21 protein-coding genes are annotated in these 26,384 nt (G+C 59.3%); 19 read left to right on the forward strand and 2 right to left on the reverse strand.

The features are described 5' to 3' along the window. Positions 1-2 precede the first annotated feature (2 nt). Complete coding sequence (gene leuA, locus C3F38_RS05730; RefSeq protein ID WP_055316075.1) at positions 3-1,577, reverse strand: 2-isopropylmalate synthase; 1,575 nt, start codon at positions 1,575-1,577, stop codon at positions 3-5. 875 nt (positions 1,578-2,452) lie between these two features. Here leuA and leuO point away from each other — a divergent pair. The 5 genes from leuO to cra all read left to right on the forward strand — a co-directional run bounded on the left by leuO (position 2,453) and on the right by cra (position 9,428). Then, entirely contained in the window at positions 2,453-3,400 is a 948-nt protein-coding gene (leuO, locus tag C3F38_RS05735; protein WP_047728975.1) for a transcriptional regulator LeuO, read from the forward strand. A gap of 467 nt (positions 3,401-3,867) precedes the next feature. Further along, positions 3,868-5,676 carry a long-chain fatty acid--CoA ligase gene (locus C3F38_RS05740; protein ID WP_048232641.1) on the forward strand — a complete coding sequence of 603 codons (1,809 nt, stop codon included), beginning with the start codon at positions 3,868-3,870 and terminating at the stop codon, positions 5,674-5,676. A gap of 316 nt (positions 5,677-5,992) precedes the next feature. Next, the gene (gene ilvI / locus C3F38_RS05745) at positions 5,993-7,711 is read left to right on the forward strand and encodes an acetolactate synthase 3 large subunit (protein ID WP_038873458.1); all 1,719 of its coding nucleotides are present in this window, start codon (positions 5,993-5,995) and stop codon (positions 7,709-7,711) included. Positions 7,712-7,713: 2 nt separating this feature from the next. Further along, on the forward strand, positions 7,714-8,205 hold the full coding sequence (gene ilvN, locus C3F38_RS05750; RefSeq protein WP_004932806.1) for an acetolactate synthase small subunit: 492 nt from the start codon (positions 7,714-7,716) through the stop codon (positions 8,203-8,205). 218 nt (positions 8,206-8,423) lie between these two features. Beyond that, the gene (gene cra / locus C3F38_RS05755) at positions 8,424-9,428 is read left to right on the forward strand and encodes a catabolite repressor/activator (protein WP_004932801.1); all 1,005 of its coding nucleotides are present in this window, start codon (positions 8,424-8,426) and stop codon (positions 9,426-9,428) included. Between the two features lie 37 nt (positions 9,429-9,465). Here cra and C3F38_RS05760 read toward each other — a convergent pair whose 3' ends face one another. Then, entirely contained in the window at positions 9,466-9,906 is a 441-nt protein-coding gene (locus tag C3F38_RS05760; protein WP_043148147.1) for an L-alanine exporter AlaE, read from the reverse strand. 863 nt (positions 9,907-10,769) lie between these two features. On the opposite strand from C3F38_RS05760, the gene mraZ reads away from it, so the two are divergent. The 14 genes from mraZ (at position 10,770) to ftsA (ending at position 26,371) form a co-directional block, all read left to right on the forward strand. Continuing rightward, the gene (gene mraZ, locus C3F38_RS05765; protein WP_025159638.1) at positions 10,770-11,228 is read left to right on the forward strand and encodes a division/cell wall cluster transcriptional repressor MraZ; all 459 of its coding nucleotides are present in this window, start codon (positions 10,770-10,772) and stop codon (positions 11,226-11,228) included. 2 nt (positions 11,229-11,230) lie between these two features. After that, positions 11,231-12,172, forward strand: coding sequence for a 16S rRNA (cytosine(1402)-N(4))-methyltransferase RsmH (gene rsmH, locus C3F38_RS05770; RefSeq protein ID WP_047728967.1), 942 nt, complete (start codon positions 11,231-11,233; stop codon positions 12,170-12,172). After that, on the forward strand, positions 12,169-12,489 hold the full coding sequence (ftsL, locus tag C3F38_RS05775; RefSeq protein WP_033651674.1) for a cell division protein FtsL: 321 nt from the start codon (positions 12,169-12,171) through the stop codon (positions 12,487-12,489). Before rsmH ends, ftsL begins: the two co-directional genes overlap by 4 nt. Positions 12,490-12,531: 42 nt before the next feature. Beyond that, complete coding sequence (locus tag C3F38_RS05780) at positions 12,532-14,295, forward strand: peptidoglycan glycosyltransferase FtsI (protein ID WP_103791752.1); 1,764 nt, start codon at positions 12,532-12,534, stop codon at positions 14,293-14,295. Then, positions 14,282-15,769 carry a UDP-N-acetylmuramoyl-L-alanyl-D-glutamate--2,6-diaminopimelate ligase gene (gene murE, locus C3F38_RS05785; RefSeq protein WP_055316076.1) on the forward strand — a complete coding sequence of 496 codons (1,488 nt, stop codon included), beginning with the start codon at positions 14,282-14,284 and terminating at the stop codon, positions 15,767-15,769. Before C3F38_RS05780 ends, murE begins: the two co-directional genes overlap by 14 nt. Further along, a complete protein-coding gene (gene murF, locus C3F38_RS05790; protein WP_055312320.1) occupies positions 15,766-17,127 on the forward strand; it encodes a UDP-N-acetylmuramoyl-tripeptide--D-alanyl-D-alanine ligase in 1,362 nt (453 codons plus the stop codon). Before murE ends, murF begins: the two co-directional genes overlap by 4 nt. After that, complete coding sequence (mraY, locus tag C3F38_RS05795; protein WP_004932782.1) at positions 17,121-18,203, forward strand: phospho-N-acetylmuramoyl-pentapeptide-transferase; 1,083 nt, start codon at positions 17,121-17,123, stop codon at positions 18,201-18,203. Before murF ends, mraY begins: the two co-directional genes overlap by 7 nt. A gap of 2 nt (positions 18,204-18,205) precedes the next feature. Further along, positions 18,206-19,525: a UDP-N-acetylmuramoyl-L-alanine--D-glutamate ligase gene (gene murD / locus C3F38_RS05800; RefSeq protein ID WP_047728956.1), complete on the forward strand. Its 1,320-nt coding sequence runs from the start codon at positions 18,206-18,208 to the stop codon at positions 19,523-19,525. Next, complete coding sequence (gene ftsW / locus C3F38_RS05805) at positions 19,522-20,724, forward strand: cell division protein FtsW (RefSeq protein ID WP_038873480.1); 1,203 nt, start codon at positions 19,522-19,524, stop codon at positions 20,722-20,724. Before murD ends, ftsW begins: the two co-directional genes overlap by 4 nt. A gap of 3 nt (positions 20,725-20,727) precedes the next feature. Further along, the gene (gene murG / locus C3F38_RS05810) at positions 20,728-21,792 is read left to right on the forward strand and encodes an undecaprenyldiphospho-muramoylpentapeptide beta-N-acetylglucosaminyltransferase (protein WP_004932773.1); all 1,065 of its coding nucleotides are present in this window, start codon (positions 20,728-20,730) and stop codon (positions 21,790-21,792) included. Positions 21,793-21,876: 84 nt separating this feature from the next. After that, positions 21,877-23,352: a UDP-N-acetylmuramate--L-alanine ligase gene (murC, locus tag C3F38_RS05815; protein WP_038873483.1), complete on the forward strand. Its 1,476-nt coding sequence runs from the start codon at positions 21,877-21,879 to the stop codon at positions 23,350-23,352. Beyond that, on the forward strand, positions 23,345-24,265 hold the full coding sequence (locus C3F38_RS05820; protein ID WP_038873486.1) for a D-alanine--D-alanine ligase: 921 nt from the start codon (positions 23,345-23,347) through the stop codon (positions 24,263-24,265). The genes murC and C3F38_RS05820 overlap by 8 nt, the downstream gene beginning before the upstream one ends. A 1-nt stretch (position 24,266) precedes the next feature. Further along, a complete protein-coding gene (ftsQ, locus tag C3F38_RS05825; RefSeq protein WP_004932761.1) occupies positions 24,267-25,118 on the forward strand; it encodes a cell division protein FtsQ in 852 nt (283 codons plus the stop codon). Then, complete coding sequence (gene ftsA / locus C3F38_RS05830; protein ID WP_004932758.1) at positions 25,115-26,371, forward strand: cell division protein FtsA; 1,257 nt, start codon at positions 25,115-25,117, stop codon at positions 26,369-26,371. The genes ftsQ and ftsA overlap by 4 nt, the downstream gene beginning before the upstream one ends. The last annotated feature ends 13 nt before the right edge of the window (positions 26,372-26,384 follow it).

Consider the following 26,384-nt stretch of genomic DNA (forward strand, 5'->3'; position numbering starts at 1 on the left):
GTTCACACCGTTTCCTGATTATTTTGATGTTTGTTTTGCTGCAGGCGCTGCTTTTCTTTTTCTACCTGCTGTGAGCGCCAAATATTGTTCAACACGTGCACCATCGCCTTGGCGGAGGATTCGACGATGTCGGTCGCCAGACCTACGCCGTGGAAGCGGCGGCCGTTGTATGAGACCACGATATCCACCTGGCCCAGCGCGTCGCGGCCATGGCCCTTGGCGGTCAGCTGGTATTTCACCAGCTCGATCGGGTAGTCGGTGATGCGATTCATTGCCTGATAAACCGCATCGACCGGGCCATTGCCGGTGGCGGCCTCGGCTTTCTCTTCGCCGCCGCAGATCAGTTTCACCGAGGCGGTGGCCATGATGCTGCTGCCGGACTGCACGCTGAAGTAGCCCAGGCTGAAGTGCTCCGGCTCTTCCTGCTGTTTATTGATGAAGGCGAGCGCCTCCAGGTCATAGTCGAACACCTGGCCCTTTTTGTCGGCCAGCTTCAGGAAGGCGGCGTACAGGGTATCCAGGTTGTAGTCCTGCTCCTGGTAACCCATCTCTTCCATGCGGTGTTTCACCGCCGCACGGCCGGAGCGGGAGGTCAGGTTCAACTGCACGTCCTTCAGGCCGATCGACTGCGGGGTCATGATTTCGTAGTTTTCGCGGTTCTTCAGCACGCCGTCCTGGTGAATGCCGGAGGAGTGGGCGAAGGCGTTGGAGCCGACGATCGCCTTGTTGGCCGGGATCGGCATGTTGCACAGCTGGCTGACGATCTGGCTGGTGCGGAAGATTTCCTGATGATTGATGTTGGTGTGCACGTTCATGATGTCCTGGCGCACTTTAATCGCCATGATCACCTCTTCCAACGAACAGTTGCCGGCGCGCTCACCGATGCCGTTCAGGGTGCCTTCCACCTGACGGGCGCCGGCCTGTACCGCGGCGATGGAGTTGCCGACCGCCATGCCCAAATCGTCGTGGCAGTGTACGGAGATGATGGCTTTGTCGATGTTCGGCACGCGGTCATACAAGGTGGTGATGATGCCGCCGAACTGGTTCGGCGTGGTGTAGCCGACGGTGTCCGGGATATTGATGGTGGTGGCGCCGGCATTGATGGCGGCTTCGACCACGCGGCACAGATTGTCGATCGGTGTGCGGCCGGCGTCTTCACAGGAGAACTCTACGTCGTCGGTATAGTTGCGGGCACGTTTGACCGAGCGCACCGCCATCTCCAACACTTCGTCGAACGAGCGTTTCAGCTTCGATTCAATGTGCAGGGTCGAGGTGGCCAGGAACACGTGGATGCGGAACGCTTCGGCGACGCGCAACGCTTCTGCGGCCACGTCGATGTCTTTGTCTACGCAGCGGGCCAGGCCGCAGACGCGGCTGTTCTTGATCTGGCGCGCGATGGTTTGCACCGACTCGAAGTCGCCCGGCGAAGAGACCGGGAAGCCGACCTCCATCACGTCAACGCCCATTCTCTCCAGCGCCAGCGCAATCTGAATCTTCTCTTTTACGCTCAGGCTGGCCTGCAATGCCTGTTCGCCATCACGCAGCGTGGTATCGAAAATAATGACTTGTTGGCTCATCGGTGCATTCCTTATCGTGTTGATTTCACGCTAAGCGGGCAAAAAAAAACCCGCGCAGTAGCGCGGGTTTCTTATGGGTGATCGGCTGAGTCAGCTCCGAACTTCGTCCACAGGCATACCGCGCAAACAAGATGCGTTAAGTAGTAGGCCTAGTAGACGGTGAGTACGGATCATAAGGGTTCAGCTTCTCTTAAATGGGGTGTCTGCCTAATTTGATACGTGATTGCCCTGGCGATGTCAACACCTGATTGAATGCGGGGACAATGCATCGGCGAATCGGCCGAACAGAGGATCATGCGGCAAAAAAACGACGCCCTAGAGAAAAAACGGGGCCAGTTTGCGTGCTGCTTAGCATAAACGAATCAGATATATACTGCGCTAATTGCTTCTGGATTTCGTTGCGTTAAGATTTGTGATGAAAAAAATAAGAGGAATTAATCACGGGGGGGGCAATAAAATAACATTTTTAATACAAATGATTTAAATTGAATTCATATGATTAATTGATTGTTTTAGTCATAATATAACAAAATAATGCGTTTTTACACAAAGTGAGCGGTGTTTTTAGATGGTTTGATTGCTTATGATGTGTTTTTATAGTTTGTCTCATACTGTGCGGTTAGGTTGTTTAATTGTCTTAATCATTGTTGATACCTAATTATTAGTACCACCCAGGTGGCATTCTTCCTGCTGACGGGAGAAGCTGCTGACATGTATTCCACATACGACTTATATCGTGACGATAACACGAGGTTTTTTATCGGCTGATGGCGGTAATGGCAGGATTTGTCGTGCAAAGATAAGGCAATGCGGCGTTTCATTGTTTGTCGAGCACAAGGATTAGATTATCTACACAGGATTTAGTGGAGTGAAATATGGCTGAATATGATTCAGAAATCGCCATGGTCAAAGAGCCGGCGGACATTCATTTGCGCAGCGTCGATCTTAATTTGCTGACGGTGTTTGACGCCGTGATGCAAATGCAAAATATTACGCGAGCCGCTAATTCGTTAGGGATGTCGCAGCCGGCGGTGAGCAACGCGGTGGCGCGCCTGAAGGTGATGTTCAACGATGAGCTGTTCGTGCGTTGCGGGCGCGGGATCCAGCCCACCATGCGGGCCAGGCAGCTTTTTGGGCCGGTGCGGCAAGCGCTGCAGCTGGTGCAAAATGAGTTGCCGGGCGCCGAGTTCGAACCGCTGACCAGCACGCGAGCGTTCTCCCTGTCGCTGTGCAGCCCGCTCGATTTGCGTCTGGGCGCCGCGATAATCAATCACGTCAAACAGATCGCGCCGCAGCTTAACCTGCAAATAAAGTCGTACATCAACAATAATATTGAGCATCAATTGCGTTATCAGGACGTCGAGTTTGTCATCGGCTACAGCCGTTTCGAATCGGCGGAGTTTCGCAGCCTGGCGATGTTCGACGACGAATTAGTGCTGGCGGTTGCGCAGGTGCATCCGAGAATAGGTGAGGAGGTGACGCCGAATCACATGCTGGCCGAGCAGCACGCCGTGGTTTCCCTGGAGAGTTTTGGATCGTTCAGTAAACCTTTTTATTTAGAGGAGCCGATGCTGCGCGCCGTGACGCAACAGTGCACGGATCTCTACAGCGTGTTGAATATGGTGTCGCAAACGGAAATGGTGGCGATTGCGCCCGCTTGGTTGGTGCGACAGCAGACGGAAGCGTTGAAAATAAAGGCGGTTCCTTTATGTGGTAACGAGAATAAAGCCACCTGCTATCTCTCCTGGCATGAATCCTCCGAGCGGGATAAAGGCCACCAGTGGATGAAATCCGTCCTGATTGAGGCGGGTAACCCAAAGTAAAGTGATAAAGAATGGGAGCCACATAAAGATAATATTCAACTGAGTGTTTTTTTCTCATGATAAAAACTAAGAACTATCTGTGTTTTTATTAAGATGTTTCTTGGTTTTACGGCGATAAAATAACTTATTTTCAGAGTGAGTTTGTTCGTTCAGCAAAAATAATTAATATAAATTAATATTCTGATTTTTACTTTCCGGCTGGTATTTTAAACTAACTCGATGCGGCGGCCCGGATGGGCCGCGTTTTATAGCCATCAGCAAACCTTTTCCTCCCCATTTTGTCCAACCAATGAAAGTGCGGAAGTCGGACTGAGTTTTGGCTCACACTTCTACGCTGAAATCGCTTTTCCCCCTGCCTGAGACTAGGTAGACTGCGCAGAAAAAAGTAAACACGTGTAAGCTGAGATGAGGGGCCGTAAGGCGTCGTTCCGGCTTAACTGTTTGATTCATTTCAGGCTTAGAGCACTATGATCACTAATCTGCTGCAATACCATTTGATCCATCGTATACAGCATCAAATCACCCACCGAGCCGATCGCACAGCTTTTCGCCAATGGTCGCCCAACGGCGAGTTGCAGCTGACTTGGGGAGAGGCCGCCACTCGTATTGATCGCATTGCCGCCGGGTTGCTGGGGCTGGGCGTCGAAGTGCAAGAACGCATCGGTATTTTCGCCAATAACACAATGGCCTGGGCGTTGACCGATCTCGCTATCCTTCACCTGCGTGGCATCAGCGTACCGCTCTATTCCACCAATACGCCGGCACAGGCGGCGTTCGTCACCAACGACGCCGACATCCGTATACTGTTCGTCGGCGAGCAGGCGCAGCTTGACGCCGCCATCGCGCTGCGCGGCGTCTGCCCGCAGCTGCGCCATATTGTCGTCTTCGACGAGGGGGCCGATCTGCGCGGCTGCGAGATCGCACAGCATCTGAGCGCCTTCGAGCGCGCTGCCGATCCGGCGGCTTTTGTCGCTCAACGTCAGCAGCGTATTGAAGAGTGCGACCTGCAGGATCTCTTCACCCTGATCTATACCTCGGGCACTACCGGCGAGCCGAAAGGGGTGATGCTGGACTACCGCAACCTGGCGGCGCAGCTCTACCTGCATGATGAAAGGCTGACGGTCGGCGAAGAAGATGTGTCGCTCAGCTTCCTGCCGCTGTCGCATGTTTTTGAGCGGGCCTGGAGCTTCTTTGTGATGCATTCCGGCGCGCAGAACGTTTTCCTGCCGAACACCGACTGGGTGCGGGAAGCGATGGGGCAGGTCCGCCCGACGCTGATGTGTGCGGTGCCGCGTTTCTACGAGAAGATTTTCAGCGCGGTGCAGGAAAAAGTGGCGCGCGCCCCTTGGCTGCGTCGTGCGTTGTTCCACTGGGCGATCGTCTGCGGCGAGCGCAAATTCCTGCAGGAGCGCGCCGGCAAACCGTTGGGTAAAGTGTTCGACTTCACCCACCGCTGGGCCGATAAGCTGGTGTTGAGCAAGCTGCGCGGTATCCTCGGCGGCCGGGTGCGCTTTTTGCCGGCGGCGGGCGCCAAGCTGGACGATAATGTGATCCTGTTTTTCCAGGCGATGGGCGTCAACATCAAGTACGGTTACGGCATGACCGAAACCTGTGCGACCGTCTCCTGCTGGGAAGAGGGGCATTTCCGCTTCGGATCTATCGGTAAACCGCTACCGGAGGTCGAGGTGCGCATTGGCGAGGAAAATGAAATCCAGGTGCGCGGGCCGATCGTGATGCGCGGCTATTTCAACAAACCGTTGGAAACCGCCGCGACCTTTACCGAGGACGGCTGGCTGAAAACCGGCGATGCCGGGGCGATCGATGAAGAGGGCAACCTGTTCATCACCGAACGCCTGAAGGATTTGATGAAAACCTCCGGCGGCAAATATATCGCGCCGCAGATGCTGGAAGGCACGCTGGCGCAGGATCGCTTTATCGAGCAAGTGGCGATCATCGCCGATGCGCGTAAATTCGTTTCCGCGCTGATCGTGCCGTGCTTTGAGTCGCTGGAAGAGTACGCGAAGTCAGTGAACCTGAAATACCAGGATCGCCTGGAACTGCTGCGCAACGGCGAAATCCTCGAGATGTTCGAAAAGCGCCTGCGCGAGATGCAAAAGGAGCTGGCGCGCTTCGAACAGGTGAAGAAGTTCACGCTGCTGCCGGCGGCCTTTTCGATGGAGCTGGGGGAGTTGACGCCAACGCTGAAGCTGCGCCGTAAAGTGATCCTGCAGCGCTATCAGCGTGAAATCGACTCGATGTACCAGGAACAGGCCTGACGCCGCCGCCGGGCCATGTGCCCGGCCAAAAAAACGGCATATCCTTCACCTGATTTAGTTCTGTAATTTCCCCCCTGTTCGAAACAATGCCTAGCCTGACAACCCCGAGGCTAGCGCATTGTTTTTATAAAGCCGCGATCTCCAGCCGCTTGGCAATAACCCCGCTACCGTTAAGCCATTTTGCCGTTTGCCTGCCCCATATTCTGACGTTATGTTAATTCGATAGCGACAACCCATAAAAACTTTGGGGCATTGCCCCGCAGCAGGCGCTACGTTCCGGTGCCAGAGAAGAATAAGCAAGCCTGGAGGCAAACCCATGGAGATGTTGTCAGGAGCCGAGATGGTCGTCCGATCGTTGATCGATCAGGGCGTTAAGCATGTATTCGGCTACCCCGGCGGGGCGGTGCTCGATATCTACGACGCCCTGCATACGGTAGGAGGGATCGATCATATTCTGGTGCGCCACGAGCAGGGGGCGGTGCACATGGCCGACGGCTACGCGCGCGCCACCGGTGAAGTGGGCGTGGTGCTGGTGACCTCCGGCCCCGGCGCCACCAACGCCATTACCGGCATCGCCACCGCCTACATGGACTCGATCCCGATGGTGGTGCTGTCGGGGCAGGTGCCCAGCTCGCTGATCGGCTACGACGCCTTCCAGGAGTGCGATATGGTGGGGATTTCTCGCCCGGTGGTGAAGCACAGCTTCCTGGTAAAACGCACCGAAGACATTCCGGCGGTGTTGAAGAAGGCGTTCTACCTGGCTTCCAGCGGCCGCCCCGGCCCGGTGGTGATCGATCTGCCGAAAGATATCGTCGGCCCGGCGGTGCGGATGCCTTATGCCTACCCGCAGGACGTGAGCATGCGTTCTTATAACCCGACGGTGCAGGGCCACCGCGGGCAGATCAAACGTGCGTTGCAAACCATTCTGGCGGCCAAAAAGCCGGTGATGTACGTCGGCGGCGGCGCGATCAACGCCGGTTGCGAGGCCGAACTGTTGGCGTTGGCGGAGCAGCTGAACCTGCCGGTGACCAGCAGCCTGATGGGATTGGGCGCTTTCCCCGGCACCCATCGCCAGAGCGTCGGCATGCTCGGCATGCACGGCACCTATGAAGCCAACAAAACCATGCACCATGCCGACGTGATCTTCGCCGTCGGCGTGCGCTTCGACGATCGCACCACCAATAACCTCGCTAAATACTGCCCGGACGCCACCGTGCTGCACATCGATATCGATCCGACTTCGATCTCCAAAACGGTGGACGCCGATATTCCGATCGTCGGCGATGCCAGGCAGGTGTTGGTTCAGATGCTGGAGCTGCTGGTGCAGGACGAGAAAGCGCAGGATCACGACGCGCTGCGCGACTGGTGGCAGTCCATCGAGCAGTGGCGTGCCCGCGACTGTCTGGGTTACGACAAGCACAGCGGCACCATCAAACCGCAGGCGGTGATCGAAACTCTGCACCGCCTGACCAAAGGCGACGCCTATGTCACCTCGGACGTGGGCCAGCACCAGATGTTCGCCGCGCTCTATTATCCGTTCGACAAACCGCGCCGCTGGATCAACTCCGGCGGCCTCGGCACCATGGGCTTCGGTTTGCCGGCGGCATTGGGCGTCAAGCTGGCGCTGCCGGAGGAAACCGTGGTGTGCGTGACCGGCGACGGCAGCATTCAGATGAACATTCAGGAGCTGTCCACCGCGCTGCAATATAACCTGCCGGTGGTGGTGGTGAACCTCAACAACCGCTATCTGGGTATGGTGAAGCAGTGGCAGGACATGATTTATTCCGGCCGTCACTCGCAGTCCTACATGGATTCGCTGCCGGACTTCGTCAAGCTGGCCGAGGCTTACGGCCATGTCGGCATCGCCATCCGCACGCCGGATGAGCTGGAAAGCAAGCTGGCGCAGGCGCTGGCGGAAAAAGAGCGGCTGGTGTTCGTCGACGTGACCGTCGATGAAACTGAACATGTTTACCCGATGCAGATCCGTGGCGGAAGCATGGACGAAATGTGGCTTAGCAAAACGGAGAGGACCTGATCATGCGTCGTATTTTATCTGTCTTGCTGGAAAACGAATCCGGCGCTTTGTCGCGCGTGGTCGGGCTGTTCTCCCAGCGCGGTTATAACATCGAGAGCCTGACGGTGGCACCGACCGACGATCCGACGCTGTCGCGCATGACTATCCAGACCGTCGGTGACGAGAAAGTGCTGGAGCAGATTGAGAAACAGCTGCACAAGCTGGTGGACGTGCTGCGCGTCAGCGAGCTGGTGCAGGGGGCACACGTCGAGCGCGAGATCATGCTGGTGAAGCTGCAGGCCAGCGGCTACGGCCGTGAAGAGGTGAAGCGCTGCGCCGACATTTTCCGCGGCCAGATCGTCGATGTGACGGCGACGCTGTACACGGTACAGCTGGCCGGCACCAGCGACAAGCTCGACGCCTTCCTGAGTGCGGTGCGTGAAGTGGCGGAGATCGTGGAAGTGGCCCGTTCCGGCGTGGTTGGCGTGTCGCGCGGCGACAAAATCATGCGCTGAGCGCGGTCTGGCGGTGAATAATCGGGGGCGCGGCGTGGCTGCGCCCTTTGTTTTTCGGTATTTTTTGCCCGATTGCTGGCACCTTTCGGCAAAAGCGGTTGCTAGGCAGTGTTTTCTGCTGTTAGATCGCAGAGGCTGGATTGAATAACCGTACGGGATGTCATGGTTAATCCGAGCACAGCCTTCACTTCTATTTTCAGCGTCATTAAGGGGTTAATGTGAAACTGGATGAAATCGCGCGTCTCGCGGGCGTTTCGCGCACGACGGCCAGTTACGTCATCAACGGCAAGGCGAAGCAGTATCGTGTCAGCGATAAAACCGTCGAGAAAGTGATGGCCGTGGTCAGGGAGCATAACTATCACCCGAATGCCGTCGCGGCGGGGCTGCGCGCCGGGCGTACCCGTTCTATCGGTCTGGTGATCCCGGATCTGGAAAATACCAGCTATACCCGCATCGCCAACTACCTGGAACGCCAGGCGCGCCAGCGTGGTTACCAATTGCTGATCGCCTGTTCCGAAGATCAGCCGGACAACGAAATGCGCTGTATCGAGCACCTGCTGCAGCGCCAGGTGGACGCCATCATCGTCTCCACCGCCTTGCCGCCGGAGCATCCTTTCTATCAACGCTGGGCCAACGATCCGCTGCCGATCATCGCGCTGGACCGCGCGCTGGATCGCGAGCATTTCATCAGCGTCGTCGGGGCCGATCAGGAAGACGCCTTTGCGCTGGCGCAGGAGCTGCGCACCTTCCCGGCTGAATCGGTGCTGTATCTGGGCGCCTTGCCGGAGCTTTCGGTGAGCTTCCTGCGTGAGCAGGGCTTCCGTCAGGCATGGCAAGAAGATCCCCGCCACGTCGATTATCTGTACGCCAACAGCTATGAACGTGAAGCCGCCGGCGCGCTGTTTGCCGAATGGCTGAAAACGCACCCGATGCCGCAAGCGCTGTTCACCACTTCGTTCTCGCTGTTGCAGGGCGTGATGGACGTGACGCTGAAGCAACGTGGCCGTTTGCCGACCGATCTGGCGATTGCCACCTTCGGCGACCATGAACTGTTGGATTTCCTCGAGTGCCCGGTGCTCGCGGTGGCTCAGCGCCATCGTGACGTAGCCGAACGCGTGTTGGAGCTGGTGTTGGCCAGCCTGGACGAACCGCGTAAACCCAAACCGGGTTTGACGCGTATCCGCCGCAATCTGTTCCGCCGCGGCAGCCTGAGCCGCAAATAGTCCGCTCTACAGGAGCCCGCTTTGCCGGGCTCCTGGTTTAGACGTAGCCCGCCACCCGGAACAGCCGCCGGCAATATTCCAGGAAATAGCCATACACCACACCCATCGCCATGGAGACCAGCGCATTGCTGGTGACCGCCGCCAGCATTTGTTGGCCGTCGGCGCCTACGCTCCACAGAATGGCGGCATAAACCGGCGATTGGAAGCTGACGTAGGCCAGCAGGTCGGCGAGGTTGCGCAGCACGAACTGGCCGCGCGGACAGCGGCGCGCCGTGCGGATAAACAGATCGCGATAGCGGCCGTAAGGCCAGGCGATCAGGATGTTGACCGGGATCGACAGCAGGCGCGAAGAGAGGGATTGCTGGAAGCTCATGCCGGAGATCAACACTTCTATCGCCATGCCGGCGATAAAGCAGTACACCACCAGTGCGAACGTATCGGCAGCGGCGCTACGCCAGTGAGCGGCGGGCGAAAGCATGTGTTATCTCCCTTTGGTTGGAATTCTGTTAAATTATTAATTATCGGTTGTTAAAACTGTTTTTTTGCTTTTTATATAGTGTACTAATCTGCATTGTGTTTTTTAACTAGATTTATATTTTTATTTTTAACATTTGTTCGGTTTTTGTCCCGCAGAACCGGGAGAGAGGAGAGGGTAGAGAGATTAAAATCGGCGATTTAAAATAAATTCATTAAAAACATGGTGTTGCGATTTTTGGCTTCGAGTGGGGATTTTTTTCGGCAAAAATTGTGGAAATAAAGGTGTAAGAAAATGAAACCATAATTGTAAACAGGTATTTTGGGAATAATCTTACCAAATTGATTTAAATCGAAATTACTTCTGCTCGTAATATCCGAACCATTTATTTTTATCGCGGCCGCATCACGGCCGTGCAAATTGAAGTAAAATAGCGCCCGGTTTTACGGTGAATAACGATTGAGCGTTATTAACTCAAGGAGTTATGGCCTTATTCCGCGATCGGTTCGCCCAACGCCGAGCCTTGGCGGGCGCGGCTCGCCAGCGGTTACCGCACTGAGATTGCCGAGCTGAAAAATGAGACATGGCTTGCAGAAGGAAGTAATGAGTTAATTAATCGCCAGTTCGTCAGGTTTTTAATCAGATTCTTTCCGCTTAGAAAATTCTCTCCGTTTATCATGGTGTTAATTTTTAATCGTCGAACAATCAGAGTTTCTTTCGCGAGTCAGCTCCCAAAATGACCAGAGAAATATTGCCAAAGCGCTGGCGCTCTGGCTTGACAAGGTTTTCATACCCTCCGTAAACTCCATTGTGTGGGAATTTGTGGGGTAAAGTGGTGAAAACGGTCACTAAGGGGTAGCTCAGGAATGTTCCGTGGAGCGACGATGGTCAACCTCGACAGCAAAGGGCGGCTTGCCGTACCTACCCGATATCGGGAATTGCTCAACGAGGAATCGCAAGGCCAAATGGTCTGTACCATTGACCTCCATCAGCCCTGCCTGCTGCTTTATCCTTTGCCCGAATGGGAAATTATTGAACAAAAATTATCACGTCTGTCGAGCATGAATCCCGCCGAGCGCCGCGTTCAGCGCCTGCTGCTGGGGCATGCCAGTGAGTGTCAGATGGATAGTGCCGGTCGTTTGCTGTTAGCCAATACGCTGCGGCAACACGCCGGGCTCACGAAAGAAGTGATGCTGGTCGGTCAGTTCAACAAGTTTGAACTGTGGGATGAACAGACCTGGTATCAACAAGTCAAGGATGATATTGACGCTGAACAGTCGACTCAGGAACCGTTGTCTGAGCGGCTACAGGACTTGTCGCTATAAGCATGTTGGAAAACTATAAACACACCACCGTCCTGCTGGACGAAGCCGTCAACGGCCTCAACATCCGCAGCAGCGGCATATATATCGACGGTACTTTTGGTCGCGGTGGCCATTCTCGTCTGATTCTGTCCCAGCTGGGGCCGGAAGGGCGCTTGCTGGCGATTGACCGTGACCCTCAGGCGATTGCAGCCGCCAAATCTATTGAAGATCCTCGTTTTACCATCGTACACGGCCCATTCTCCGAGTTGTCGCACTATGTGCGGGAACGTGAATTGGTGGGCAAGATCGACGGCGTTCTGCTCGATCTGGGCGTTTCTTCGCCGCAGCTTGACGACGCAGAGCGCGGGTTCTCCTTTATGCGCGACGGTCCGCTGGACATGCGCATGGATCCGTCCACCGGCCTGTCCGCCGCAGAGTGGCTGATGAAGGCCGAAGCGGACGACATCGCCTGGGTGCTGAAAACCTTTGGTGAAGAGCGTTTCGCTAAGCGCATCGCACGCGCCATCGTGGAAAGAAACCGCGTGGAGCCGATGACGCGCACCAAAGAGTTGGCGGATCTGATTGCCGACGCTAGCCCGTTCCGTGAAAAGCACAAGCATCCGGCGACGCGCAGCTTCCAGGCGATTCGTATTTATATCAACAGCGAGCTGGAAGAGATCGAGCGTGCGCTCGACGGCGCGCTGGAAGTGCTGGCCCCACAGGGCCGTTTGTCGATTATCAGCTTCCACTCGCTGGAAGACCGCATCGTCAAACGCTTTATGCGTCACCATAGCCGCGGTGCCCAGGTGCCCGCGGGCATTCCGTTGACCGAAGAGCAACTGCGCAGCATGGGCGGGCGAACGCTGAAAGCGCTGGGCAAAATGATGCCATCGGAAGCGGAAGTGGCGGACAACCCGCGTGCGCGCAGCTCGGTGCTGCGTATTGCTGAGAGGATGCCCGCGTGATCGGCAACGAACGCCACGGTTTGGTCGGGGTCATTGGCGGCGATCTGCTGCGCAACGCCAAGATCCCCATGATTTTACTGATTGCGTCACTGGTCTCCGCGATTTTCGTGGTGACCACCGCGCACCGCACCCGCCTGCTGACCGCCGAGCGCGAACAGCTGGTTCTGGAGCGCGATGCGCTGGATATCGAGTGGCGCAACCTGATTTTAGAAGAGAACGCCCTCGGCGATCACAGCCGGGTTGAACGTATCGCGACAGAAAAACTGCAGATGCAACACGTTGATCCATCGCAGGAAAATATCATCGTTAAACAATGAATGGTTTAACCGGAATAATGACACGGAGTAGAAAGGAAACGCATGAAAGCAGCGCGCCCCGGTAAGTTGAGACGCCAGGAAGATCAGGCCAGCTTTGTCAGCTGGCGTTTTGCGTTGCTGTGCGGCTGCATTTTGCTGGCGATGGTCGGCCTGATGCTGCGCGTTGCGTACCTGCAGGTTATCAATCCCGATCGTCTGGTGAAAGAAGGCGACATGCGTTCGCTGCGCGTGCAGGAAGTGCCGACCGCGCGCGGCATGATCAGCGATCGTGCTGGCCGTCCGTTGGCGGTCAGCGTGCCGGTCAATGCGGTGTGGGCGGATCCGAAAGAGCTGAACGAGCGCGGCGGCATCACGCTGGACAGCCGTTGGAAAGCGCTTTCCGATGCGCTGAACATCCCGCTGGACCAACTCTCCAACCGCATCAACGCCAACCCGAAAGGGCGCTTCGTTTATCTGGCGCGCCAGGTGAACCCGGCGATCGGCGACTACATCCACAAGCTCAAGCTGCCGGGGATCTACCTGCGGCAGGAGTCGCGCCGGTACTACCCGGCGGGGCAGGTAACGTCGCACATCATCGGCGTAACCAACATCGACGGACAAGGTATCGAAGGTGTCGAGAAGAGTTTCGACCGCTGGCTGACCGGGCAACCGGGCGAGAGAACGGTGCGTAAGGACCGCTTCGGCCGGGTGATCGAAGATATCTCCTCCGTCGACAGCCAGGCGGCGCACAACCTGGTACTGAGCGTCGATGAACGGCTGCAGGCGCTGGTGTATCGCGAGCTGAACAACGCCGTGGCGTTCAACAAGGCCGAATCGGGCACTGCGGTGCTGATCGACGTGAACATCGGCGAAGTGCTGGCGATGGCCAACAGCCCGTCTTACAACCCGAACAACATGGCCGGTACGCCGAAAGAGACCATGCGTAACCGTGCTATCACCGATATTTTTGAACCCGGTTCAACCGTGAAGCCGATGGTGGTGATGACCGCGCTGCAAAACGGCGTGGTCAGAGAAAACAGCGTGTTGAACACCATCCCGTACCGCATTCAGGGCCACGAGATCAAAGACGTGGCGCGGTACTCGGAGCTGTCATTGACCGGGATCTTGCAGAAGTCGAGTAACGTCGGTGTTTCAAAGCTGGCGTTAGCGATGCCGTCCTCAGCGTTAGTAGATACTTACTCTCGTTTTGGGCTGGGAAAAGCGACCAATTTGGGGCTGGTCGGAGAAAGCAGTGGCATATACCCAAAAAAACAACGGTGGTCTGACATAGAGAGGGCCACCTTCTCTTTCGGCTACGGGCTGATGGTAACTCCGTTACAGTTGGCGCGAGTCTATGCAACGATCGGCAGCCTGGGCGTGTATCGCCCATTGTCGATCACCAAGGTTGACCCTCCGGTCGCCGGCGAACGCGTTTTCCCTGAACCTCTGGTGCGCACCGTGGTGCACATGATGGAAAGCGTGGCCTTGCCGGGCGGCGGCGGCGTGAAAGCCGCCATCAAGGGATACCGTATCGCCATCAAAACCGGTACCGCGAAAAAAGTGGGCCCGGACGGCAAATACGTCAACCGATACATCGCTTATACCGCCGGCGTCGCGCCGGCAAGTAACCCCCGTTTTGCCCTGGTGGTCGTCATCAACGACCCGCAGGGTGGGAAATACTATGGTGGCGCAATCTCCGCGCCGGTGTTCGGTGCCATCATGGGCGGCGTATTGCGCACCATGAACATCGAGCCTGACGCGTTGCCTACCGGTGACAAAAGCGAATTAGTGATTAACAAGAAAGAGGGTTCAGGTGGCAGATCGTAATTTGCGCGACTTACTCGCCCCGTGGGTGCCGACGGCACCCGGGCGCGCGCTGCGGGAAATGACATTAGACAGCCGTGTGGCGGCTGCCGGGGATCTGTTTGTCGCCGTTGTCGGCCATCAAACGGATGGACGCCGCTATATTCCGCAGGCCATCGCGCAGGGCGTCGCCGCCGTGATCGCCGAAGCTGACGGTCAGGCCGAAGACGGCGCCATCGTTGAAATGCACGGCGTGCCGGTGATCTACCTGAGCCAACTGAACCAGCGCCTTTCCGCGCTGGCCGGGCGTTTTTACCACCAGCCTGGCGAGCGTCTGCGTCTGGTCGGCGTGACCGGCACCAACGGCAAAACCACCACCACCCAACTGCTGGCGCAGTGGAGCCAACTGCTGGGCGAAACCAGCGCGGTGATGGGCACCGTCGGCAACGGCCTACTGGGCCAAGTGTGTCCGACCGAGAATACCACCGGTTCTGCGGTGGATGTTCAACACGTATTAAACGATTTGGCGGAACAGGGCGCGACCTTCGCCGCCATGGAAGTCTCTTCCCACGGTCTGGTGCAACACCGGGTGGCGGCGCTGCCGTTCGCCGCGGCGGTCTTCACCAACCTGAGCCGCGATCATCTGGATTACCACGGTGACATGGCCAATTACGAGGCGGCCAAATGGTCGCTGTTCGCCGCCCACCGCGTGGGGCAGGCGATCATCAACGCCGACGATGAAGTCGGTCTGCGATGGCTAAGCAAGCTGCCGGATGCGGTGGCGGTGACGATGCAGGGCAACCTGCAGCCGGGCGGCCACGGCCGCTGGCTGAAAACCACGGCGGTCGATTATCACGACAACGGCGCCACCGTTCGTTTCAGCTCCAGCTGGGGCGACGGCGAAATCGAAAGCCGCCTGATGGGTGCTTTCAACGTCAGCAACCTGCTGTTGGCCTTGGCGACGTTGCTGTCGCTGGGCTATCCGCTGGAGGCGCTGGTAGAAACCGGCAGCCGCCTGCAGCCGGTCTGCGGCCGCATGGAAGTGTTTAACGCACCGGGCAAACCGACGGTAGTGGTGGATTACGCCCACACGCCGGATGCGCTGGAGAAAGCGCTGGAAGCCGCGCGCCTGCACTGTCAGGGGCAGCTGTGGTGCGTGTTCGGCTGCGGCGGCGATCGCGACAAGGGCAAGCGTCCGCTGATGGGCGGCATCGCCGAGCAGTTCGCCGATCGCGTGGTGATCACCGATGACAACCCGCGTACCGAAGAGCCGCGCACGATTATCAACGATATCCTGACCGGATTGCTGGACGCCGGGCAGGCGCTGGTGATCCACGGCCGCGCCGAAGCGGTAACCAGCGCCATCATGCAGGCGCAGGAACAGGATGTGGTGTTGGTGGCAGGCAAAGGCCACGAAAATTATCAGCTGGTGGGCAACCGCCGCCTGGATTACTCCGACCGCACGACGGTCGCCCGACTGCTGGGGGTGCTGGCATGATCCCTGTCTCTCTTCAGACACTGGCTGAGGTATTGAGCGCTGAACCGATCGGCGCCGATTGCCAAATTGTCGAGGTGACGACAGACACCCGCAAGGTGACCGCCGGTTGCCTGTTTGTGGCGCTGAAAGGCGAGCGTTTCGACGCTCACGACTTTGCGGCGGATGCCGTAGCAGCAGGTGCCGGGGCGCTGCTGGTCAGTAAGCGCTTATTGGTGGACGTGCCGCAGCTGGTGGTGCAAGACACCCGTCTGGCGCTGGGGCAGCTTGGCGCCTGGGTGCGTCAGCAGGTGCCGGCGCGCGTGGTGGCGCTGACCGGTTCCTCGGGCAAGACATCGGTGAAAGAAATGACCGCCGCCATTCTGCGCGAATGCGGCGAAGTGCTGTATACCGCCGGCAACTTCAATAACGACATCGGCGTGCCGCTGACGCTGTTGCGTCTGGAGCCGCAGCATGATTTTGCCGTGATAGAGCTGGGCGCTAACCATATTGGCGAAATCGCTTACACCACCGCATTGACGCGTCCGCAGACCGCTTTGGTGAACAACCTGGCGGCGGCGCACCTGGAAGGCTTCGGCTCGCTGGCCGGCGTCGCGCAGGCGAAAGGTGAAATCTTTACCGGCCTGCCGGCCGACGGGGTGGCGATCATCAACGCCGATAACAACGACTGGCCGCACTGGCAGAGCATGTTGGGCGGCAAAACCGTCTGGCGCTTCTCGCCGCAGGCTGCCGAAGGCGTGGATTTCTTCGCGGATAACGTGCGGGTGAACGGTGCAGGCACGCAGTTCACGCTGCACAGCCCGTTCGGCACCGCCGAGATCGCGCTGCCGCTGCCGGGGCGCCACAACGTGGCCAATGCGCTGGCGGCGACGGCGCTGGCGATGTCGGTGGGCGCCACCCTTGAAGCGGTGCGTCAGGGGCTGAAACAGCTGCAGGCGGTGCCGGGGCGTCTGTTCCCGGTGGCGCTGGCCGAAGGCAAGCTGCTGCTGGACGACAGCTATAACGCCAACGTCGGGTCGATGACCGCGGCGGCGCAGGTGCTGGCAGAGATGCCGGGCTACCGCGTGATGGTGGTCGGCGATATGGCCGAGCTGGGCGCGGAAGCGGAAGAGTGTCACCGTCAGGTGGGCGAAGCCGCCCGTCTGGCCGGCGTCGACAAAGTGATCAGCGTCGGCGGTTTGAGCCGCGTGCTGAGCGAGGCGTCCGGCAACGGCGAACATTATCAAGACAAGACAGCAGTGATCGCGCGCGTGGCGGAATTACTGTCGGAACATGCGGTCATTACCGTGTTAATCAAAGGTTCACGTAGTGCCGCAATGGAGCAGGTAGTACGCGCGTTACAGGAGAAAGCACCATGTTAGTTTGGCTGGCCGAGCATTTGGTCAAGTATTACTCAGGCTTCAACGTCTTTTCTTATCTGACGTTCCGAGCCATTGTCAGCCTGCTGACCGCGCTGTTCCTGTCGTTGTGGATGGGCCCGCGGGTGATCAAGCGCCTGCAAGAAATGTCCTTCGGCCAGGTGGTGCGTAACGACGGCCCCGAGTCGCACTTCAGCAAGCGTGGCACGCCGACCATGGGCGGCATCATGATCCTGACCTCCATCACCATTTCGGTGCTGATGTGGGCCTACCCGTCCAACCCGTATGTCTGGTGCGTGCTGTTCGTGCTGGTGGGTTACGGCATCGTCGGCTTCGTCGACGACTACCGCAAGGTGGTGCGTAAGGACACCAAAGGGCTGATCGCCCGCTGGAAGTATTTCTGGCAGTCGGTGATTGCGCTGATTGTCGCATTCGCCATGTACGCCGTAGGAAAAGACACGCCAGCCACCGAGCTGGTTGTGCCGTTCTTTAAGGACGTGATGCCGCAGCTGGGCCTGCTGTACATCCTGCTGGCCTATTTCGTGATCGTCGGCACCAGCAACGCGGTCAACCTGACCGACGGCCTGGACGGCCTGGCGATTATGCCGACGGTATTCGTGGCGGCCGGCTTCGCGCTGGTGGCCTGGGCGACCGGTAACATGAACTTCGCCAACTACCTGCATATTCCGTATCTGCGTCATGCCGGTGAGTTGGTGATCGTGTGTACCGCCATCGTCGGCGCCGGCCTCGGGTTCCTGTGGTTCAACACTTACCCGGCCCAGGTGTTTATGGGCGACGTCGGTTCGTTGGCGTTGGGCGGCGCGTTGGGTACCATCGCGGTGCTGCTGCGTCAGGAGTTCTTGTTGGTGATCATGGGCGGCGTATTTGTGGTAGAGACGCTGTCGGTGATCCTGCAGGTGGGATCGTTCAAGCTGCGCGGACAACGCATTTTCCGCATGGCGCCGATTCACCACCACTATGAATTGAAAGGCTGGCCGGAGCCGCGCGTTATCGTGCGCTTCTGGATCATTTCGCTGATGCTGGTGCTGATTGGCCTGGCAACGCTGAAGGTGCGTTAATCATGGCAGACTATCAGGGTAGAAAAGTCGTCATCATCGGGTTGGGCCTCACCGGCCTGTCCTGCGTCGATTTCTTTATGGCGCGCGGCGTGACGCCGCGCGTGATGGATACCCGTATCGCGCCGCCAGGCTTGGACAAACTGCCTGAAAGCGTGGAGCGCCATCTGGGCGATCTGAATCAGGACTGGCTGCTGGCGGCGGATCTGATCGTTGCCAGCCCGGGCGTCGCGCTGGCGACCCCGGCATTGAGCGCCGCGGCGGATGCCGGCGTGGAAATCGTCGGCGACGTCGAACTGTTCTGCCGTGAAGCGCAGGCGCCGATCGTGGCGATCACCGGCTCCAACGGTAAAAGCACCGTCACCACCCTGGTGGGCGAGATGGCGAAAGCCGCCGGTTGGGCGGTGGGCGTGGGCGGCAATATCGGCCTGCCGGCGCTGAGCCTGCTGCGTCAGGAATGCCAGCTTTACGTGCTGGAGCTGTCCAGCTTCCAACTGGAAACGACGTATAGCCTGCGGGCGGCGGCGGCGACCATCCTGAACGTGACCGAAGATCATATGGATCGCTATCCGTTCGGCCTGCAGCAGTATCGCGGCGCCAAGCTGCGCGTGTATGAAAACGCCGCCGCGTGCGTGGTGAACGCGGACGATGCGCTGACCATGCCGGTGCGCGGCGCCGACGAGCGCTGCGTCAGCTTCGGCGCCGACGTGGGCGACTATCACCTGAACCGTCAGCAGGGGGAAACCTGGCTGCGGGTGCGCGGTGAGAAAGTGCTGAATACGCGCGAGATGAAACTGACCGGCCGCCACAACTACACCAACGCCCTGGCGGCGCTGGCGTTGGCGGATGCGGTCAATATCCCGCGCGCGTCCAGCCTGAAGGCGCTGACCACCTTCACCGGCCTGGCGCACCGCTTCCAGCTGGCCTGGGAGAACAACGGCGTGCGTTGGATCAACGACTCCAAAGCCACCAACGTCGGCAGCACCGAAGCGGCGCTGAACGGCCTGCAGGTAGACGGCACGCTGCATCTGCTGCTGGGCGGCGACGGCAAGTCCGCCGATTTCTCGCCGCTGGCGCGCTACCTGCAGGGCGATAATGTGCGTCTGTATTGCTTTGGCCGCGACGGCGCCCAGCTGGCACAGCTGCGGCCGGAGGTGGCGACGCTGACCGAGACCATGGAGCAGGCGATGCGCACCATCGCCGGCCGCGTACAGCCCGGCGACATGGTATTGCTGTCGCCGGCCTGCGCCAGCCTCGATCAGTTCCGTAATTTTGAAGTGCGCGGCGATGAGTTCGCCCGCCTGGCGCAGGAGCTTGGCGGATGAAACTACGCTTGCCGAACTTCGGGCTGACAGAACGGCTTAAAGACTGGGTGACCGGCGCGCGCGACAACGATGCGGTCAACATGGTGCTCTACGATCGCACCCTGCTTTGGCTGACCTTCGGGTTGGCGATCATCGGCTTCGTGATGGTGACCTCGGCGTCGATGCCGATCGGCCAGCGCCTGGCGGACGATCCGTTCCTGTTCGCCAAACGCGACGCGCTGTACCTCGGCCTGGCGTTCGGCCTGTCGCTGGTGACGCTGCGCGTCCCGATGGAGATTTGGCAGCGCTACAGCAACGTGATGTTGCTGATGTCGATCGTGATGCTGCTGATCGTGCTGGTGGTGGGGAGTTCGGTGAACGGGGCTTCGCGCTGGATCGCGCTCGGCCCGCTGCGTATTCAGCCGGCAGAGCTGTCCAAGCTGTCGCTGTTTTGCTACCTGGCGAGCTATCTGGTGCGCAAGGTGGAAGAGGTGCGCAGCAACTTCTGGGGCTTCTGCAAGCCGATGGGCGTGATGGTGGTGCTGGCGGTGCTGCTGCTGGCGCAGCCGGACCTCGGTACCGTGGTGGTGCTGTTCATCACCACGCTGGCGATGCTGTTCCTGGCCGGCGCGAAAATGTGGCAGTTCCTGGCGATCATCGGTTCCGGCGTGTTCGCCGTGGTGCTGCTGATCATCGCGGAACCGTACCGTATGCGCCGCGTGACCTCGTTCTGGAACCCGTGGGCCGATCCGTTCGGCAGCGGCTACCAGCTGACCCAGTCGCTGATGGCGTTCGGCCGCGGCGAGTTCTGGGGGCAGGGGCTCGGCAACTCGGTGCAGAAACTGGAGTATTTGCCGGAAGCGCACACCGACTTCATCTTCTCCATTTTGGGTGAAGAACTGGGCTATATCGGTGTGGTTTTAGCCCTGTTAATGGTATTCTTCGTCGCTTTTCGCGCGATGTCCATCGGGCGCCGCGCGCTGGAGATCGACCAACGCTTTTCCGGCTTCCTGGCCTGCGCGATCGGCGTGTGGTTCAGCTTCCAGGCGCTGGTTAACGTCGGCGCCGCCGCGGGCATGCTGCCGACCAAAGGTCTGACGCTGCCGCTGATCAGTTACGGCGGTTCGAGCTTGCTGATTATGTCGACGGCCATCGTGCTGTTGCTGCGAATTGATTATGAAACGCGCCTGACGAAGGCTCAGGCGTTTGTGAAGAGGTAAGGGATGAGCGGGAAACCTAAGCGTTTAATGGTGATGGCAGGCGGTACCGGCGGGCACGTGTTCCCGGGGCTGGCGGTCGCGCATCATCTGATGGCGCAGGGCTGGCAGGTGCGCTGGCTCGGAACCGCAGACCGAATGGAAGCCGATCTGGTGCCGAAGCACGGGATCGAGATTGATTTTATCCGCATCTCCGGCCTGCGCGGCAAAGGCCTGAAGGCCCAGCTGACTGCGCCGCTGCGGATCTGGCAGGCGGTGCGCCAGGCGAAAGCCATCATGCGCAGCTATCAGCCGGACGTGGTGCTGGGGATGGGGGGGTACGTGTCCGGCCCCGGCGGCCTGGCGGCCTGGCAGTGTGGCATCCCGGTGGTGCTGCACGAACAAAACGGCATCGCCGGCTTGACCAACCGCTGGCTGGCGCGCATCGCCGCCAAAGTGATGCAGGCCTTCCCCGGCGCGTTCCCGAACGCCGAGGTGGTGGGCAACCCGGTACGTACCGACGTGTTGGCGCTGCCGTTGCCGGCGGAGCGGTTGCAGGGGCGCGAAGGCCCGATCCGCGTGCTGGTGATTGGCGGAAGTCAGGGCGCGCGCGTGCTGAATCAGACAGTTCCTGAAGTCGCGGCGCGTTTGGGCGATAGAATTACGCTCTGGCATCAGGTTGGCAAGGGCGCGCTGGAAACGGTGCTGCGCGACTACGAAAGGGTAGGGCAGACGCAGCACAAGGTGACCGAGTTCATCGACGACATGGCCGCCGCCTACGCCTGGGCCGACGTGGTGGTCTGCCGCTCCGGCGCGTTGACCGTCAGCGAAATCGCGGCGGCGGGGCTGCCGGCGATCTTCGTGCCGTTCATGCACAAGGACCGTCAGCAGTACTGGAACGCGCGTCCGCTGGAAGAAGCCGGTGCGGCGAAGATTATCGAACAGCCGCAGTTCAACGCCGATGTGGTGGCCGAACTGCTGGCGAGCTGGGATCGCAAGACGCTGCTGGCCATGGCCGAGAAAGCGCGCGCGGTCGCCATTCCGGATGCCACCGAGCGTGTGGCGGCGGAGCTGGTGCGGCTCGCCAAGTAACGAGTGCAGGGGTTCGGTGCGCCGAACCTGAATAAAAGCAATGTGATGTAGGGCCGGGGTACCGGATCCGGATTAGAGAGAGTGATGAATACACAACAACTGGCGAAACTACGTACTATCGTGCCCGAGATGCGTCGCGTCCGGCACATTCACTTTGTCGGCATCGGTGGCGCCGGCATGGGTGGTATCGCCGAAGTGTTGGCAAACGAAGGGTATCAGATCAGCGGCTCCGATCTGGCGCCGAATCCGGTGACCCAGCAGTTGAGCGCGCTCGGGGCGACGATTTACTTCAATCACCGTCCGGAAAACGTGCTGGATGCGAGCGTGGTGGTGGTTTCTACCGCCATCTCCGCCGACAACCCGGAGATCGTCGCCGCCCGTGAAGCGCGTATCCCGGTGATCCGCCGCGCAGAGATGCTGGCGGAGCTGATGCGTTTTCGCCACGGCATCGCTATCGCCGGCACGCACGGCAAAACCACCACCACGGCGATGGTTTCGAGCATTTACGCCGAAGCCCGCCTGGACCCGACCTTCGTTAACGGCGGGCTGGTGAAGGCGGCGGGCACCCACGCACGACTGGGGTCCAGCCGTTATCTGATCGCGGAAGCGGATGAGAGCGATGCGTCGTTCCTGCATCTGCAGCCGATGGTGGCCGTGGTCACCAACATCGAAGCCGACCATATGGATACCTACCAGGGCGACTTCGAGAACCTGAAGCAGACGTTTATCAATTTCTTGCACAACCTGCCGTTCTACGGCCGTGCGGTGATGTGCATCGACGATCCGGTAGTGCGCGAGCTGTTGCCGCGCGTGGGTCGCCATATCACCACCTACGGCTTCAGTGAAGATGCCGACGTGCGCATCGAAGACTACCGGCAGATTGGGCCGCAGGGGCACTTTACCCTGAGCCGTCAGGACAAACCGTTGCTGACGGTGACGCTGAACGCGCCGGGGCGCCACAATGCGTTGAACGCGGCGGCGGCGGTGGCGGTGGCGACCGAAGAAGGCATCGACGACGAAGATATCCTGCGCGCGCTGGCGGGCTTCCAGGGCACCGGGCGTCGCTTCGATTTCCTCGGCGAGTTCCCGCTGGAGCCGGTCAACGGCAAAGCGGGCAGCGCGATGCTGGTGGACGACTACGGCCACCATCCGACCGAGGTGGACGCCACGCTGAAAGCGGCGCGCGCCGGCTGGCCGGACAAGCGTTTGGTGATGATCTTCCAGCCTCACCGTTATACGCGCACCCGCGATCTGTACGACGATTTCGCCAACGTGCTGTCGCAGGTGGATGTGCTGCTGATGCTCGACGTGTACGCCGCCGGCGAAGCGCCGATCCCGGGCGCGGACAGCCGCTCGCTGTGCCGCACCATCCGCAGCCGCGGCAAGCTGGATCCGATCCTGGTTTCCGATGCCGATACCGTGCCGGAAACCCTGGCGCAGCTGCTGCAGGATGAAGACCTGGTGCTGGTGCAAGGCGCCGGCAACGTGGGCAAAATCGCCCGTAAACTGGCTGAGCTGAAGCTGCAGCCGCCGAAGAAAGAGGAGGTGCACCATGGCTGATAAAGTTGCAGTTCTGCTGGGCGGCACCTCCGCTGAACGTGAAGTCTCCCTGCAATCCGGCGCCGCGGTGCTGGCCGGATTGCGCGAAGCCGGTATCGATGCGCACGGCGTCGATACCCGCGATTTCCCGGTGACCCAGCTGAAAGAGCAGGGGTTCACCAAAGTGTTTATCGCGCTGCATGGCCGCGGCGGCGAGGACGGCACCCTGCAGGGGCTGCTGGAGTTCCTCGAACTGCCTTATACCGGCAGCGGCGTGATGGCCTCGGCGCTGACCATGGACAAATGGCGCACCAAGATGGTGTGGCAGTCGATGGGCTTGCCGGTGGCGCCTTACGTGGCGCTGAATCGCCAGCTGTACCTCGGCGGCGAAAAAGCGGCGCTGCTGGCACGCGTGGCGGAGCTCGGCCTGCCGCTGATCGTCAAGCCGAGCCGTGAAGGCTCCAGCGTCGGCATGAGCAAGGTCACCGAAAGCGGCGCGCTGGAAGCCGCGTTGGAAGAGGCCTTCCGCCATGACGACGACGTATTGGTGGAGAAGTGGCTGAGCGGCCCGGAATATACCGTGGCGATGCTGGGCGACCAGGTGCTGCCGTCGATCCGCATCCAGCCGGCCGGCGTGTTTTACGACTACCAGGCCAAGTACATTTCGGACGACACGCAGTACTTCTGCCCGAGCGGTTTGAGCGCCGAGCAGGAAGCCGAGATGGCGGCGTTGGCGCTGCGTGCCTATCGCGGCCTGGACTGCAGCGGCTGGGGCCGCGTCGACGTGATGCAAGACAGCGATGGCAGCTTCTATCTGCTTGAGGTGAACACCTCTCCGGGCATGACCAGTCATAGCCTGGTGCCGATGGCGGCGCGCCAGTTTGGATTAAGCTTCTCGCAGTTGGTGGCGAGAATTTTGGAGTTGGCCGACTGATATGTCGCAAGCTGCCCTGAATGCGCGCGATCGCGAGGTGGATAACGGCCCGCGCCGCAGCAATGGAACCCAGTTGGCGGGAATGATTTTCCTGCTGATGGTGTTGGGAACGGTCGTGTGGAGCGGTTGGGCGGTGCTTGGCTGGATGAAAGACGCCAGTCGCCTGCCGCTCTCAAGGCTGGTGGTGACCGGCGAACGCCACTACACCACCAACGATGATATTCGTCAGGCGATCCTGGCGCTGGGCGCGCCCGGCACCTTTATGACGCAGGATGTGGACGTCATCCAGCAGCAGATCGAACGTCTGCCGTGGATCAAGCAGGCCAGCGTGCGCAAACAATGGCCGGATGAGCTGAAGATCCATCTGGTGGAGTACGTCCCGGTGGCGCGCTGGAACGATTTGCACATGGTGGACGCCGAAGGCAAAGCGTTCAGCGTGCCGGCGGAGCGGGCGGGTAAACAGAAGTTGCCGCTGCTCTACGGGCCGGAAGGGAGCGAGCAGGATGTGCTGGAAGGCTATCGGGCGATGAGCGCCACGTTGGCGGCCAGCAAATATACGCTGAAAATGGCGGCGATGACCGCGCGCCATTCCTGGCAGCTGGCGCTGGACAACGATGTCCGGCTTGAGCTGGGGCGCGATGACCGCAACGGGCGTTTGCAGCGGTTTATCGAGCTTTACCCGGTATTGCAGCAGCAGGGCCAGGCGGAGAGCAAGCGTGTCAGCTATGTCGATCTGCGCTACGAGTCCGGCGCTTCGGTAGGGTGGGCTCCGGTGTTGGTCGATCCGCAGGCGCTTGGCGGTCAGCAAAACAGTAATCAGCAACAGAATCAGGCACAGGCAAAACAACAATGATCAAGTCGACGGACAGAAAACTGGTAGTTGGACTGGAGATCGGTACTGCAAAAGTCTCCGCGTTGGTAGGGGAAGTTCTGCCCGATGGCATGGTCAACATTATCGGGGTGGGCAGCTGCCCGTCTCGCGGCATGGATAAGGGTGGCGTAAACGACCTGGAGTCGGTGGTGAAGTGCGTACAGCGCGCCATCGATCAGGCCGAGCTGATGGCGGACTGCCAGATCTCCTCGGTGTACCTGGCGCTGTCGGGCAAACACATCAGCTGCCAGAACGAAATCGGCATGGTGCCGATCTCGGAAGAGGAAGTGACGCAGGACGACGTGGAGAACGTGGTGCACACCGCCAAATCGGTGCGCGTGCGCGACGAACACCGCATTTTGCACGTGATTCCTCAGGAATACGCCATCGATTATCAGGAAGGCATCAAAAACCCGGTTGGGCTGTCCGGCGTGCGCATGCAGGCCAAGGTGCATCTGATTACCTGCCATAACGATATGGCGAAGAACATCGTCAAGGCCGTGGAACGTTGCGGCCTGAAAGTTGACCAACTTATTTTCGCCGGTCTGGCCGCGAGCTACGCGGTGCTGACCGAAGATGAACGCGAACTCGGCGTTTGCGTGGTGGATATCGGCGGCGGCACCATGGATATGGCGGTGTACACCGGCGGTGCGCTGCGCCACACCAAAGTGATCCCTTACGCCGGGAACGTGGTCACCAGCGATATCGCCTACGCCTTCGGCACGCCGCCGACCGACGCGGAAGCGATTAAAGTTCGACACGGCTGTGCGCTTGGGTCGATTGTTAGCAAGGATGAGAATGTAGAGGTGCCTAGCGTCGGGGGACGTCCTCCGCGCAGTCTGCAAAGACAGACGCTGGCTGAAGTCATTGAGCCACGCTACACCGAACTGTTGAATCTGGTTAACGATGAAATTTTGCAATTGCAGGAGCAACTGCGTCAGCAAGGGGTGAAGCATCATCTGGCAGCCGGTATCGTGCTGACCGGTGGCGCTGCCCAGATTGATGGCCTGGCAGCCTGTGCGCAACGGGTGTTCCACACTCAGGTACGCATCGGCCAACCCTTGAACATCACGGGTCTGACGGATTATGCGCAGGAGCCTTACTACTCGACGGCGGTAGGTCTGCTGCACTATGGAAAAGAGTCTCACCTGAGCGGTGAGACGGAAGTAGAAAAACGCGCCTCGGTGGGCAATTGGTTTAAACGCATCAATAGCTGGCTGAGAAAAGAGTTTTAATGTTTCAACAAAG

Source organism: Serratia sp. SSNIH1 (genome assembly GCF_002935055.1).
In the GTDB taxonomy this organism is placed as follows: domain Bacteria; phylum Pseudomonadota; class Gammaproteobacteria; order Enterobacterales; family Enterobacteriaceae; genus Serratia; species Serratia nevei.